Source organism: Pseudarthrobacter xylosi (assembly GCF_055412765.1).
Genome location: NZ_JBVAYT010000003.1, coordinates 302,876 through 315,067 on the forward strand (window position 1 = coordinate 302,876; position 12,192 = coordinate 315,067).

Genomic DNA, 12,192 nt, shown 5'->3' on the forward strand with positions numbered 1-12,192 from the left:
CATGAGGTGGCAGCCAGATATTCTCGGTGCGGGCTTCGAAGCCTGCACCTTCGAGGCCGGTGGCGACGACGGCATCCAGCGCACCGCCACGCTGGTGCGTTTCCGGCCAGCGAACGAGCCGGCGGCCACCCGCCGGCGACGGACCGTGCTGTTCCTCCATGGTTGGAGCGACTACTTCTTCAACGCGGATCTTGCCCAATTTTGGACCGGTCGGGGCTACGAATTCTATGCCCTGGACATGCACAACCACGGCCGCAGCCTGCGCCCGGAAACGCCGGGCGGCTACGTGGCGAACCTGGCGGACTATGACGCCGAGATCGAAGCGGCCATCGCCATCATTCAGGCAGACACGCGCACTCCGGAACTGGAACCCGAGGCTTCCCTAACGCTGATGGGTCACTCCACCGGCGGCCTGGTGGCTGCCCTCTGGGTCAGCAACCACCCCGGAGCAGCATCCCAACTGGTGTTAAACAGTCCTTGGCTGGAGATGCACGGCAGTTCACTGGTGCGCCTTGCTGCGTCGACGATGGTGGGACCCGTGGCCCGGTTCCGGCCGGAGGCTGTCCTGCGGCTGCCCGAGCGGGGGTTCTACTGGCGGACCATCAGCAGTTCAGCCGACGGCGAGTGGCCGCTTGACGACAGGTTTCGTCCGCCCATGGCATTTCCGCTCCGCGCGGGCTGGCTTAGCGCCATCCTGGCCGGCCACACCAAGGTGGCGCGGGGGCTGGACATCGACATACCCATCCTGGTGCTGCTGTCGCGGGGAAGCGCGACAGGGCCGTTCTGGTCCGAGGAAATGCGGCGTACCGACGCTGTACTGGACGTCAACATCATCGCTCTCCGCGCCCTGACACTGGGGCACAGCGTCACGGTCGAACGGATCGACGGCGCGCTCCACGACGTCTTCCTCTCCCCTGCCAAAGTGCGGGCCGACGCCTATGCGCGGCTCGCCCGCTGGCTGCGGGGTTACGGAACCACTGAACCGGGCGCGGCGTCGACGGCCCCGCCGTAGCGCCGGTCCCGCTGGGCATAGATTTCGACGGCGTCCCAGAGCGTCCGCCGGTCGACGTCGGGCCACAGCGTGTCCATAAAGACGAACTCCGCGTACGCCGACTGCCACAGCAGGAAATTGGAGAGCCGTTGCTCCCCCGAGCTCCGCAGGAAAAGGTCAACGTCCGGCAGGTCTGGCTCGTCCAGGAACTTCTGGATAGTTTTCTCGGTGATGGCACCGGGCTTGAGCCGGCCTGCGGCAACCTCCGCGGCAATTGCCGATACTGCGTCTGTGATTTCCGCCCGGCCGCCGTAATTAACACACATGGTCAACGTGCAGGTGCTGTTGCCCGCTGTAAATTCCTCGGCCGCTTCAAGTTCGCGGATCACCGAGCCCCACAGCCTGGGACGCCGGCCGGACCACCGCACGCGGACGCCCCACTCGTCCAGCTGGTTTCGCTGCCTTCGTAGCACATCCTTGTTAAAACCCATTAAAAAGCGGACCTCTTCAGGTGAGCGGCGCCAGTTTTCGGTGGAGAATGCATAGACGCTCACGAACTCGATTCCCAGCTCGATGGCGCCCGCCACGACATCCAGCAGGGCAGGCTCGCCCGCTTTGTGACCCTCGATCCGAGGCAGGCCCCGCTGGTTGGCCCAACGGCCGTTTCCGTCCATCACAATCGCCACATGGCGGGGTACGAATTCGGCGGGGATCGCCGGGGCAACCGCGCCTGAAGGGTGCGGATACGGTGCCACCACAGGGGTGGTCCGTTGCCTCGAAGGACTCTTCTTTTTACCCAAGGCCACTATCAGCCACGCTCCACATGTTTGAGGGATTTCAGGACACGTTCAAGGTGCCATTGCAGGTATACGGCCACCAACCCTGCTGCCTCCCGGCGGTGCGGCACCTGCGAACCGTCCGCCGTCGTCCAGTCCCCTGTCAGCAGGGCACCCAGCAGCGCGACGGTCTCTGCCGCCGGCGCAGGCGAACCCGGTGGCCTGCAGTCAGCGCAGACCATGCCGCCGAGCGGAGCCGAAAACGCCGTATGGGGGCCGGGCCGGACGCAACGGGCACAGTCGGTAAAACTCGGCGCCCAGCCGCCGGTGGCAAGTGCGCGCAGGAGATAGGAATCGAGGATCAGTCCGGGCGCGTGTTCGGCCCGGCTGAGCGATGCCAGCGCACCTACCAGCAGGTTGTACTGGGCGGTGCCGGCTTCGCCGTCGACGTCGGTCAGTTTCTCCGCAGTTTCCGTCATGGCAGCGGCGACCGTGTAGCGGCCATAGTCTGCGGCGATGTTACTGCCGTAGGCGCCCTTAGCAACCGCCTGGGTGACGATGTCCAGTGTCTTTCCGGAGACCAGCTGCAGGTCGGCAACCATAAAAGGCTCCAGCCGCGCCCCAAACTTGCTGCTGGTCCGCCGCACGCCCTTGGCGACGGCGCGGATCTGGCCGTGGTGTTTGGTCAGCAGGGTGATGATGCGGTCGGCTTCGCCCAGCTTGTGGGTACGGAGCACCACGGCGTCATCCCGGTAGGACCGGGCAGCAAACGATTGTTGGACCACGGTTAATCTTCGCACTGAGTTCCGGAAAGCCGGCAATGCCGGTGCGTTGCGCGCCGGGAATCCCGGCGCGCAACGTCTTCCGAATCAGGCGCGGGAATCCCGGATGGCCCGGTTGACTGCGGAAATAACGGCCTTGAGCGAGGACATGCTGGTGTTGGCATCAATACCGACACCCCACAGGACCCGCTCCCCCACGGCGCACTCGACGTAGGCTGCGGCCATGGCACTGCCGCCTTCCGAAAGGGCATGCTCGCTGTAGTCCAGCACCCGGACATCCACGCCGTCCTCGCGCAGGATGCTCAACAGCGCGGCGATGGGCCCGTTTCCGGTGCCCGTGCGTCGGGCCTGGACACCGTCAACAGTGAGCGAGGCGTGCAGGGTCATCCCGCCGTCCTCATCCGTTTCGGTGCTGACGGAACCGAGCGAGTAGCGGCCCCACTGGCCGTCTGTTTCGCTGGAGGGCAGGTACTCGTCCTGGAAATGCTGCCACAACTGGGCGCCGCTGACTTCGCCGCCCACGGTATCGGTCTTCTTCTGGATGACGCCCGAGAATTCCATCTGGGCGCGGCGCGGCAGGTCCAGGCTGTGCTCGTTCTTGAGCAGGTAGGCCACGCCACCCTTGCCGGACTGCGAGTTGACACGGATGACGGCCTCGTAGCTGCGGCCCAGGTCCTTGGGGTCAACAGGCAGGTACGGGACTTGCCAGGTGAAGTCCGCGACGTCCTTGCCGGCGGCGGCGGCATCCTTCTCCAGCGCCTCGAAGCCCTTCTTGATGGCGTCCTGGTGCGAGCCTGAGAATGCTGTGAACACGAGGTCGCCGCCATAGGGGGAACGCTCGGCGACGGGGAGCTGATTGCAGTACTCCACCGTGCGCCGGATCTCGTCGATGTCGGAGAAGTCGATCATGGGGTCGATGCCCTGGACGAACATGTTCAGGCCCAAGGTGACGAGGTCCACGTTGCCGGTCCGCTCGCCGTTGCCGAACAGGCAGCCCTCGATCCGGTCCGCGCCGGCCAGGTACCCCAGTTCGGCGGCAGCCACGCCGGTGCCCCGGTCATTGTGCGGGTGCAGGGACAGGATGATGCCTTCCCGCGGGTGCAGGTTCCGGCTCATCCACTCAATGGAATCGGCGTAAACATTCGGAGTGGCCATTTCCACCGTGGCAGGCAGGTTGATGATGACCTGGCTGTCGGCGGATGCTTCGAAGACGTCGGCGATGGCGTTGCAGACCCGCACCGCGTAGTCCAGTTCGGTTCCGGTGAACGACTCCGGCGAGTATTCATACGTGATGTGCGTGTCCACGAGGGTTTCCTCGTACTTCTTGCACAACCGGGCGCCCTGGAGAGCGATGTCCAGAATGCCGTCCTGGTCCTGGTTGAACACCACACGGCGCTGCAGGACGGACGTTGAGTTGTACAGGTGGACAATCGCCTGCTTAGCGCCGACCAAGGACTCGTAGGTCCGCTCGATCAGATGCTCGCGTGCCTGGGTGAGGACCTGGATGGTGACATCGTCCGGGATGTGGTTTCCGACGATGAGCTGACGGACGAAGTCGAAATCGGTCTGCGAAGCAGACGGGAAGCCGACCTCGATTTCCTTGTAACCCATGCGGACCAGCAGATCGAACATCTTCATCTTGCGGGCTGGGCTCATGGGGTCGATCAGCGCCTGGTTGCCGTCACGCAGGTCCACGGCGCACCAGCGGGGGGCCTTGGTGATGACCTTGTCCGGCCACGTGCGGTCAGGCAGTTCAACGGTGATCTGATCCTGGAACGGCGTATAGCGGTGGACGGGCATTCCGGAGGACTTCTGTGCGTTTCGCATTACAATCGGGGCCTTTTCTGTGGTTCAAATCTGAAAGGGTGGCCGGGCAACACAAACTCCGCGACGAGGATGGGCCTTGCGCTAGATCGCGTCTGAGGCCTCGCCGCGGCAGCTAAGAAGGAGCAGTTCTGCGCGCACCATTTCACAGTAACACGGGTGCGTAAGATGAAGGAGCAACACCTCCAGCACCGTCCACCATGCAGACGCCGCGCCGGTGCCAGCGCCGGCCGCGGCTCGTCACACGAAGGAGCTTCTGTGCCCATCTCGGGGATCGATCTGTCCAACATTGACCACACCGTCAGGCCGCAGGATGACCTGTACCAGCATGTGAACGGGTCCTGGCTCAAGGCCACGGAAATTCCGGATGACCGGCCACTCGAGGGAACATTCACCGCACTGCGCGACGGAGCGGAGATCGCGGTCCGGGACATCATCGAGGAAGCAGCCGCCAAAGGTGAGGCCGCCAGCGGGATAGAACGGAAGGTCGGCGAGCTCTACAACAGCTTCATGGACGAAGCCACCGTGGAGGCGAAGGGCATGGAGCCCATCCGCGGTCGCCTTACCGACGTCTTCGCCACCACCACGGTTGCAGACCTCGTGGCCCTGGCCGGGCGCCTGTTCCGGTCAGACGTTTCCGGGCTCTTCTACATTTACCCGGCGCCGGACGCGGGCAACCCGGACCGCATCCTGCTCTATACCGGCCAGGGCGGCCTCGGACTGCCGGACGAGTCCTACTACCGGGAAGAAAAGTTCGCCCCCATGGTCAAGGCCTATGGCGAGCATGTCCGCACTATGTTCACCCTGGCAGGGGTAGCCGATCCAGAGGCGGCGGCCGCGCGCGTCGTTGCGCTCGAAACCAAACTTGCTTCGCACCACTGGGACAACGTCACCCTGCGCGACCCGCAGAAGACCTACAACCTCAAATCCGCCGAAGAAGCAGCCACGCTGTTCCCGCTCCTCAATACCTGGTTCGAAGCTGCCGGGATCGACGCCGACAAACGCAGCGAGATCGTTGTGAGCACTCCGGACTTCTTCAGCGGGGCAGCAGGCCTGCTGGAGTCCGAGCCGCTCTCCGTGTGGCAAGAGTGGCTGGCTCTACGCGTCGTCAACAGTGCTGCACCGTACCTTTCAGCCGAGTTCGTGGACGCGAACTTTGCCTTCTATGGAACAACCATCAGCGGCACACCCCGGAACAAGGACCGCTGGAAGCGGGCCGTCGCCGTTGTGGAAGCCGCACTCGGTGAGGCCGTGGGGCAGATTTACGTCTCGAAGCATTTCCCCGAAACCCACAAGGCCCGCATGCAGACCTTGGTGGCCAACCTGATCGAGGCTTACCGGCAGTCCATCACCGGCCTTGCGTGGATGGGTGAGGAAACCAAGTCCGAGGCGTTGCGGAAACTGGAGGCCTTCCGCGCCAAGATCGGCTACCCCGACAAGTGGATTGATTACTCCGCTGTGGACATCGACCCCGTAGACCTTCTAGGAAACGTTGAGCGGGCCCACAACGCCGACGTCGACCGCCACCTGGATGAGGTGGGCAAACCCGTGGACCTCAACAAGTGGCTCATGACGCCACAGACGGTGAACGCGTACTACCACCCGATGCTCAATGAGATTGTCTTCCCGGCCGCCATTCTGCAGCCACCGTTCTTCACAGCCGATGCGGACGACGCCGTCAACTACGGCGGCATCGGAGCGGTGATCGGCCACGAGATCGGCCACGGTTTTGATGACCAGGGGTCGCAGTTCGACGGCGGCGGGTCGCTGCGCAACTGGTGGACCGAGGACGACAGGACAGCCTTTGAGGAGCTCACGGCGAAGCTGGTGGCACAGTACGACGCATTGTCGCCGTATGCCGCGCCAGGGCACAACGTCAACGGCAAGTTGACGCTCGGGGAGAACATCGGCGATCTTGGCGGCCTCACCATCGCCTACAAGGCTTATCTCCTCAGCCTCGATGGCAGGGAACCCGAGGTACTGGACGGGCTGACGGGGCAGCAGAGGTTCTTCGCGTCCTGGGCGGCCGGCTGGCGGCAGGTGATTCGGTCTGAAGAGGCCATCCGGAGGCTCGCCACGGATCCCCACTCCCCCAACGAGTTCAGGACTAACGCCATTGCCAAGAACCTGGATGCCTTCCACGAAGCCTTCGGCGTGACTGAGCAGGACGGCATGTGGATGCCGGAAGAAGCCCGCGTCAGCATCTGGTAGTCATCCACTGGTAGAGGCACAGGGAGGCGGGGCCGTCCGGCCCGCCTCCCTGTGTCTCTTGGGTTCTGCCGTCAGTCCTGGACGATCAGAAACGGGTTGGCCTGCTGGCACACAGTATCGCCAGCCGTCTGGTTGACGATGTCCTCAGGCAGGGCAGCGCCGGCGCCGGCGCCGTAGGTCGCCCCGGTGGTGAAGTCAGTACCAAGGTAGACCTGGACACCGGCGATGCGGGGTGCCTGCTGGACCTGAGCGGCCGGGATTCCGAGCAGCGCAGCGACATCGGCCGCGACGTCGGCGAACCCGGTACCGTAGTAAACAACGCTCTGCGCCATAGGTGCGGCTTGGAGCGGCCCGGATTGGGTGAAACCGCCGGCGATCAAGGCCTGCACGATTTCCTGGGCGCGTCCCGGGATGCCGCTGCCGTTGGCAACGGTGACTGGCTGCAGCGCCTTGTCATACGGTGGCGCAGCCGGGGATGTTTCTGTCGGCGGGGCTGTCGTTTCTATCGGCGCCGGGGTAGGCGTGGTAGGCGCTGTTGGATCAGTGAGGTCCACGTCCTCGCGGAGGGCCGCAAACAGCTGGGACCCTGCAGGTTCCGCAATCTGCAGGCGGTTGATGTCCGTAACAGCCGGCGCGGTGGGCACGGCTACAAACGCCACTTTGCTGATGTCGATGTTCTTCAACCGGCTACCGATGCCCACGAGCGACGGGACGGAGGCCAGCCCCTCATCCACGGTGAGGTTCTTGGTCACAACATCGGCAATGTTCAACATTTTAGAGGGGTCGGACAGTGTACCGTCGTCCTTGATCTTGCGCGTAAGGGAGGACAGGAATCCCTGCTGTGCCCGGATCCGGCCGAGATCGCCGCCGTCGGCGAAGGCGTGCCTGGTCCGCAGGAAGGCAAGGGCCATTTCGCCCTTAACGGACGATGTTCCCTTCGGCAGGCGCAGCCGGGAGTCCGGATCGTAGACGGCGTCACTGATGCACACGTCAACGCCGCCCACCGTGTTGGAGAGTTCCTTCACGGCCGTGAAGTCGGCCATCATGAAGTGATCGATCTCCAGGCCAGTCAGTTTGTTGACCGTGTCCACGGCGCAGCCGATGCCGGCTTCATTCATGGCCTCGTTGATCATGACACCGGTGCGGGCAGGATAAGTCCGCTTGGTCTTCTGGTCGGTGCACTCCGGAATATCGACCAGCAGGTCCCGGGGGAAGCTGATGACGCTGACGCGCTTGTTGTCGGCCGATACGTCCATGAGCATCATAACGTCGGACTTGCCGTAGCCTGTTGAGTCATCCACGGCACCGTACTCCGCGTTTGCGCCGTCCCTGGTATCCGAGCCGAGGATCAGGATTTGCATCCGGTCCGACTTGTCGTCCGACGGGTTCGCCGGTCCGCCGGCGTTCAGCGGTGCCGTAGTGATGTTGGACTGAAACCGGAAATACCAGTACCCTGCGAAGCCAAGACCGCCGACCACCAGGATGGTGAGCACTGCAGTGGTCACCTTCAGCCACGCCGGCATCCGGCTTTGGGAGCCGAGATGCCGGGCAGCGCCGACGGCGGTGCCATCAGCGTGGCGGGAGACCGGACCGGGCCCGGCTGATGCGTCAGCTCCGTACTCGCGATTGTCGCGGCCTCGCCCCATGTGTGGTGTACCTTCCTCGAAAAAATTGAATCCGGCCTATTTTAGTTGCCCAATCTGGGAACTTCCCGACGGCCGGCCGGGGGCATGGCGAATGGGACTGCGTCAGAAGCCCAGCTTGACCAGCTGCTTCGGGTCACGCTGCCAGTCCTTTGCCACCTTCACATGCAGGTCAAGGTAGATTCGGGCGCCGAGCAGCGCCTCGATCCCCTTGCGGGCGTTGGTGCCGACTTCGCGGAGCCGTGCGCCCCCCTTGCCGATGATGATGGCCTTCTGGGACGGACGTTCCACATAGACGTTGACCCGGACGTCGAGGAAGGGCTTGTCTTCGGGCCGGCCTTCACGCGGAACGATCTCATCAACAACGACCGCCAGTGAGTGCGGCAGTTCGTCCCGTACGCCTTCGAGGGCCGCTTCCCGGATGAGTTCAGCGATCATCACAGCCTCGGGTTCGTCCGTCAGGTGGCCGTCCGGATACAGGGGCGGCGACGCCGGCATGTGGCTGATCAGGACGTCTGCGAGAGTGTCGACCTGAAACCCGTCGGTGGCGGAAACGGGCACGATGTCCTTCCAGCCGTCCTCGCCGATGACATCCCGGCCCAATTCGGCTACGGCGAGCAACTGCTCGGTGAGCGCCTGCCGGTCCACAGTGTCCGCCTTGGTGACGATCGCGATGACCGGCTTGTTGCCGATGGCGGCGAGCTGGGCGGCGATGTACTTGTCGCCCGGGCCGATCTTCTCGTTGGCAGGAAGGCAGAAGCCGATCGCGTCGACCTCGGCGAGGGTGTCGGCGACGAGCTCGTTCAGGCGCTTTCCCAGCAGGGTACGGGGGCGGTGCAGGCCCGGGGTATCCACCAGGATCAACTGGGCGTCATCGCGGTGCACGATTCCCCGGATGGTGTGCCGCGTGGTCTGCGGCTTGGCGGAAGTGATCGCCACCTTTTGGCCCACCAGGGCGTTCGTCAGGGTTGATTTGCCTGCGTTCGGCCGCCCCACGAGGACCGCAAAGCCCGCCCTGTATCCGCCGAACTCTGTTGCGGCTGAATCCGGGTTGGCCGGACGACTATTTTTCTTGCTCACGTGGAACTCCCTGCTGGGTTGCTTCCGCCTCGTTGAGGAGGTCTTCAAGGTCATTGTCTGTTTTTGGTGCTGCTGCGGCAATGATGTGGCTGACGCGGTTGCGGCGGCCTTCGAGCCGTTCGGCGAGCAGCGAGATGCCGCCCACCTCCACGCGGCTGCCCACAATGGGAACGCGGCCCAGGGCCTTGGCCAGCAGCCCGCCCACGGTGTCAACTTCGTCGTCGTCGAGCTCTATGTCGAACAGCTCTCCGAGGTCATCGATGCTCATGCGGGCGCTCACGCGGTACGAACCACTGCCCAGGGCCACGGCCTCGGCGCTTTCCGTGTCATACTCGTCCACGATTTCGCCGACGATTTCCTCGATGAGGTCTTCGAGGGTGACAAGGCCGGCCGTGCCACCGTATTCGTCAATCACGATGGCAACGTGTGTTGACTCCTTCTGCAATTCCCGGAGGAGGTCGCTCACCGGCTTGGACTCCGGGACGTACCGGACTTCGCGGGCCAACGCTTCGACCGGGGGTGGTTGGTCGTCGGGCCCCAGCTCATGAAGCGTCGCGGCCACGTCCTTGAGGTAGACAATTCCGAGGATCTGGTCCGTGTTGTCGCGGATCACGGGGATCCGCGAATAGCCCGACCGCAGGAACATCGACATGGCCCGCCTGAGGCTGGAACCGGCGTCGATGCTGAGGATATCGGTCCTGGGCACCATTACGGCGCGCACCAGGGTATCGCCGAAGTCAAAGACTGATTGGATCATTTCCGCTTCGGTGTCTTCGATCATGTCCGATTCAGAGGCGCGGTCCACGAGTTCGCGGAATTCCTGTTCGCTGAAGAACGCGTCATCACCGGCAGGGGCGCCGGGAGCGGCGGCACTGCCCAGCGCCACCAGCCACCCGGGAATGGGACCGAGGATCCACGTCAGGAACCTGATCAGCGATGCCGTATACCGGACCACTTCGGCCGAATGGAGCCTGCCAATCTGCCGAGGCGAAACTCCGACGATGACAAAGCCGAGCAGGGCCATAATCCCGGTGGCGGCCAGCCCGGCCAGCCAGACGTTATCCAGCAGACTGTGGAGCAGGACGGCCACCGCCACGGCTGAAGCCATCTCGAACCAGACCCGCCAGAACCTCAGTGCCCGGATGTGGGCCACCGGCTGGGCCAGGATGCGCTGCATGGCGTTTCCGCGGCTTTTCAGCAGGGCGTCTTCGGCGTCATGACGGGAAAGAAACGTGAACGCGGCCTCGGCTGCGGTCAAGAGTGCTGCGGTGCTGAGGAACGCCAGGGCCATGCCGACAAGTAGCAGGGGCGTCACTGCGTGGTCTCGGCGGGTGCTTCTTTGCCGGTGAAGCCGGAAAGTAGCTGGCGCTGGAGGCCGAACATCTCTTCCTTTTCCTCGGGCTCTGCATGGTCATAGCCGAGCAGGTGGAGGATCCCGTGGGTGGTCAGCAGCAGCATCTCATCCTGCAGGGAGTGCCCGGCATTGACTGCCTGCACCTGCGCCACCTGGGGGCACACGGCAATGTCACCCAGCATCCCTTGCGGTGTGGGCCGGTCCGGCGTACCGGGAGTCAGTTCGTCCATGGGAACCGAGAGCACGTCTGTGGACCCGGGCTCGTCCATCAGTTCGATGTGGAGCTTTTCCATGGCTGGTTCATCCACCAGGAGAATGGAGAGTTCAGCCTGCGGGTGGATAAACAGCTGCTCGAAAACGTACCGGGACAGCGCCACGAGCTCCGCTTCATCAACCTGGATGCCGGATTCGTTGTTAACCTCAATGCTCACGCGTTTTCCCCCCGCTTTTCCCGGCTCACCGAGTGTTTTACTTTGTTCCGCTGGACGTCATCCCAGAGACTGTAGGCACGCACGATGTCACCCACGAGGCGGTGGCGGACCACGTCAGTGGAGTCCAGGACGGTGAAGTTCACGTCCTCGATTCCCTGCAGGATCTCCTCTACGATCCGCAGGCCTGAGCGGGTGCCGAAGGGAAGGTCCACCTGGGTGACGTCGCCGGTGACCACCATTTTGGACCCAAAGCCCAAGCGCGTCAGAAACATCTTCATCTGTTCAGGTGTGGTGTTCTGGGCCTCGTCCAGAATGATGAAGGCATCATTCAGTGTGCGCCCCCGCATATAAGCCAGCGGCGCCACTTCGATCGTTCCCGCCGCCATCAGGCGCGGGATGGACTCGGGGTCCATCATGTCGTGCAGCGCGTCGTACAGCGGGCGCAGGTAGGGATCGATCTTGTCGCTCAGTGTGCCCGGCAGGAATCCCAGCCGTTCGCCGGCCTCGACTGCGGGCCTGGTCAGGATAATGCGGCTGACTTCCTTCTGCTGCAGCGCCTGTACAGCCTTGGCCATCGCGAGGTACGTCTTGCCCGTGCCTGCAGGGCCGATCCCGAAAATCACCGTGTTCGCGTCAATCGCGTCCACGTAGTTCTTCTGGTTCAGGGTTTTGGGCCGGATGGTCTTCCCCCGGCTGGAGAGGATGTCATGGGTGAGGACGTCCACAGGGTTCTGCAATGACTGGCTGCGGAGCAACGCAACGAGCTGGTGCAGCACCGCGGGGCTGATGACGGTGCCGCGGGCCACGAGGCCGCGCACTTCATGCAGGAGCCGCATAATGCGGGGAACTTCGGTGGCAGGGCCGCTGATGGAGAGTTCGTTTCCACGGACGTGGAAATTAACAGACGGGAACTGCTCTTCGATATAACGCAAGGCCTCGTCATGGCTGCCGAGCGATTGGACCATCTGGTCGGAGTTGTCAAAGAGAACCACCTCCGTCCGGACACCAGGAAGTGAATGGGGGAATTCTCCGGCGGCGCGGTCAGTATTGAGCCGGCGCTTTCCGTTCGCTGATTCAGTCATGGTGCTGGCCCGCAGGCC

At 63.7% G+C, this 12,192-nt stretch carries 10 protein-coding genes; 2 read left to right on the top strand and 8 right to left on the bottom strand.

Translation table 11 applies throughout. The features are described from left to right. Position 1: 1 nt before the first annotated feature. A complete protein-coding gene (locus ACZY1F_RS08955; RefSeq protein ID WP_463941383.1) occupies positions 2–1,012 on the top strand; it encodes an alpha/beta hydrolase in 1,011 nt (336 codons plus the stop codon). On the opposite strand, the gene ACZY1F_RS08960 is transcribed toward ACZY1F_RS08955, so the two are convergent. The 3 genes from ACZY1F_RS08960 to leuA form a co-directional block, all read right to left on the bottom strand. Further along, positions 967–1,797 (bottom strand): isoprenyl transferase, encoded by an 831-nt coding sequence (locus tag ACZY1F_RS08960; RefSeq protein ID WP_463941384.1) that lies wholly within the window; start codon positions 1,795–1,797, stop codon positions 967–969. The genes ACZY1F_RS08955 and ACZY1F_RS08960 overlap by 46 nt on opposite strands. A 2-nt stretch (positions 1,798–1,799) precedes the next feature. Next, positions 1,800–2,552, bottom strand: coding sequence for a DNA repair protein RecO (gene recO / locus ACZY1F_RS08965; protein ID WP_463941385.1), 753 nt, complete (start codon positions 2,550–2,552; stop codon positions 1,800–1,802). 84 nt (positions 2,553–2,636) lie between these two features. Further along, positions 2,637–4,376: a 2-isopropylmalate synthase gene (gene leuA, locus ACZY1F_RS08970; protein ID WP_463941386.1), complete on the bottom strand. Its 1,740-nt coding sequence runs from the start codon at positions 4,374–4,376 to the stop codon at positions 2,637–2,639. A 255-nt stretch (positions 4,377–4,631) separates the two neighbouring features. Between leuA and ACZY1F_RS08975 the strand changes: the two genes are divergently transcribed. Continuing rightward, positions 4,632–6,584, top strand: coding sequence for a M13 family metallopeptidase (locus ACZY1F_RS08975; RefSeq protein ID WP_463941387.1), 1,953 nt, complete (start codon positions 4,632–4,634; stop codon positions 6,582–6,584). Positions 6,585–6,655: 71 nt separating this feature from the next. Here the strand turns inward: ACZY1F_RS08975 and ACZY1F_RS08980 are convergent, their stop codons facing one another. The 5 genes from ACZY1F_RS08980 to ACZY1F_RS09000 form a co-directional block, all read right to left on the bottom strand. Continuing rightward, positions 6,656–8,230, bottom strand: coding sequence for an LCP family protein (locus ACZY1F_RS08980; RefSeq protein WP_463941388.1), 1,575 nt, complete (start codon positions 8,228–8,230; stop codon positions 6,656–6,658). Between the two features lie 102 nt (positions 8,231–8,332). Further along, complete coding sequence (gene era, locus ACZY1F_RS08985) at positions 8,333–9,307, bottom strand: GTPase Era (protein ID WP_463941389.1); 975 nt, start codon at positions 9,305–9,307, stop codon at positions 8,333–8,335. Further along, positions 9,291–10,622, bottom strand: a complete 1,332-nt coding sequence (locus tag ACZY1F_RS08990; protein WP_463941390.1) for a hemolysin family protein — start codon at positions 10,620–10,622, stop codon at positions 9,291–9,293. The genes era and ACZY1F_RS08990 overlap by 17 nt, the downstream gene beginning before the upstream one ends. Next, positions 10,619–11,092 (bottom strand): rRNA maturation RNase YbeY, encoded by a 474-nt coding sequence (gene ybeY / locus ACZY1F_RS08995; RefSeq protein WP_463941391.1) that lies wholly within the window; start codon positions 11,090–11,092, stop codon positions 10,619–10,621. Before ybeY ends, ACZY1F_RS08990 begins: the two co-directional genes overlap by 4 nt. After that, positions 11,089–12,174 carry a PhoH family protein gene (locus ACZY1F_RS09000; protein ID WP_463941567.1) on the bottom strand — a complete coding sequence of 362 codons (1,086 nt, stop codon included), beginning with the start codon at positions 12,172–12,174 and terminating at the stop codon, positions 11,089–11,091. Before ACZY1F_RS09000 ends, ybeY begins: the two co-directional genes overlap by 4 nt. Positions 12,175–12,192 lie beyond the last annotated feature (18 nt).

Bases quoted from the DNA above. Each gene is read 5' to 3' on its own strand.
- ACZY1F_RS08955 (WP_463941383.1), top strand. From the start codon at position 2: ATGAGGTGGCAGCCAGATATTCTCGGTGCGGGCTTCGAAGCCTGCACC.
- leuA (WP_463941386.1), bottom strand. From the start codon at position 4,376: ATGCGAAACGCACAGAAGTCCTCCGGAATGCCCGTCCACCGCTATACG.
- ACZY1F_RS08980 (WP_463941388.1), bottom strand. From the start codon at position 8,230: ATGGGGCGAGGCCGCGACAATCGCGAGTACGGAGCTGACGCATCAGCC.
- ACZY1F_RS09000 (WP_463941567.1), bottom strand. From the start codon at position 12,174: ATGACTGAATCAGCGAACGGAAAGCGCCGGCTCAATACTGACCGCGCC.